This is a genomic window from Streptomyces recifensis, assembly GCF_002154615.1.
In the GTDB taxonomy this organism is placed as follows: domain Bacteria; phylum Actinomycetota; class Actinomycetes; order Streptomycetales; family Streptomycetaceae; genus Streptomyces; species Streptomyces griseoluteus.
The window spans coordinates 1-1,370 of the sequence record NZ_MUNH01000884.1 but is presented as its reverse complement, the minus strand read 5'-3'; the positions used below and the strand labels follow the sequence as shown (position 1 = coordinate 1,370).

General features: G+C 72.3%; 2 protein-coding genes and 1 pseudogene. All 3 read right to left on the bottom strand.

The genetic code is table 11. The features are described 5' to 3' along the window. On the bottom strand, positions 1-166 hold a 166-nt coding region (locus tag CCN33_RS33420; RefSeq protein WP_244173997.1), incomplete at its 3' end, for a DUF6099 family protein. Positions 167-341: 175 nt separating this feature from the next. Continuing rightward, a complete protein-coding gene (locus CCN33_RS30580) occupies positions 342-686 on the bottom strand; it encodes a nucleotide pyrophosphohydrolase (protein WP_086696514.1) in 345 nt (114 codons plus the stop codon). Continuing rightward, positions 683-1,370: pseudogene (locus CCN33_RS30575) on the bottom strand (ATP-binding protein); the annotation flags it as partial. The pseudogene CCN33_RS30575 and the gene CCN33_RS30580, both read right to left, overlap by 4 nt.

Sequence of the window (1,370 nt, the reverse complement as noted above, 5' to 3'; positions counted from 1 at the left end):
GCCCCAGCGCCTCCCCCCGCAGCTCCGGCGGACCGGACACCGCCAGCCTGCTGCCGATCGCCTGTGACAGTGCCTGCGCCTGCCACACCTCCCGCAGGGTCCCCGCCGCGTCGGCACCCGCCACCAACGCCTCTCTGCTGACCTCGATGAGCCGTAACGCGTCCATCCGCCGCCCCGTCCCCGTCCGTCCGTTCGACCGCACACATGTCTTCACTACCCAGAGTGACGCCACTTGGTGCGAAAAGCCAGAGGAAGCCGGAAATCTGTGGACAACAATTAAGAATCGGCAGGGAAATTGACTCCATAGAGTGATAGCGGAGTACGTGAGTCCGGACGATCGGTCAGGTGGCGTCCTCCGCTCCCGGCACCGGGAACCGCCCCTCGTTCCGCTCGATCTTCGCCGCGAGGGCGGACAAGGGGTCGATGCCCAGGGCCTCGCAGAACTGGAGGAGGTAGGCGAGGACGTCCGCGACCTCGTCCGTGACCCGGTGCGCGCTGGACGGGTCGGACATCACGGCGGCGGACTCGTCCGGGGTCAGCCACTGGAAGATCTCGACCAGTTCGGCCGCCTCCACGCTGAGCGCGGAGGCCAGGTTCTTGGGGGTGTGGTAGGGCTGCCAGTTGCGGGCTGCGGCGAACTCGGTGAGCCTGCGCTGGAGTCCGGCCAGATCGGGGTGTTCGGTCACGGCCCCAGGTGTACCACCGTGACGCCCGGTGTCCCCGCGGCCCAGCCCGGATCGCTGATCGCGCCCACGCAGCGGATGTGTCCCCGCTCGCCCATCCGGGCCGCCGTGGTGAGGAGTTGGGTCCGCTGACCGGGGTCGAGGCAGCGGTCGAAGCCGTCTGCCAGCACCGTGAGGGTGCGCAGTGCGTCCGGCACCTCCCCCGGCGCGTCCACCGCCAGCACCCCCGGCCCGGTCAGCAGCACCAGGGCCAGCGCGACGTACCGCAGCTCGCCGTCGCCCAGCCGGGACAGCTCGGTGCGGTGGCCGTCGCCCCGGTCGAGCAGCGCCCGTACCGTGCCGTCCCGCAGCCGCTCGGCGGCCAGGTCGGTCACCGGGCCCGCGCACCCGGCGCGCACCACATCGACCAACTGCGCGTGTCGGCGCCCACATTCGGTACGGGTACGGCTCAGCACGTCGGCCAGGTTGTCGCAGCCCGGCAGCAGCCGGCCCGAGCCGGTCGGCACCGGGACGCGCATGCGGGCCGGCGCGGGGTCGCAGGGGAAGACCGAGCGCAGCGCGACGACCATCTGCTCGGCGGCGGCCAGCACCCGGCGCTGTCCGTCCGTCTTCCCGGCCACCCGCAGCGGCAGCAGCGTCGTGCCCAGCACGTCGTCCGGGAGCGGCGCGCGGGTCACCGGTGCGGCG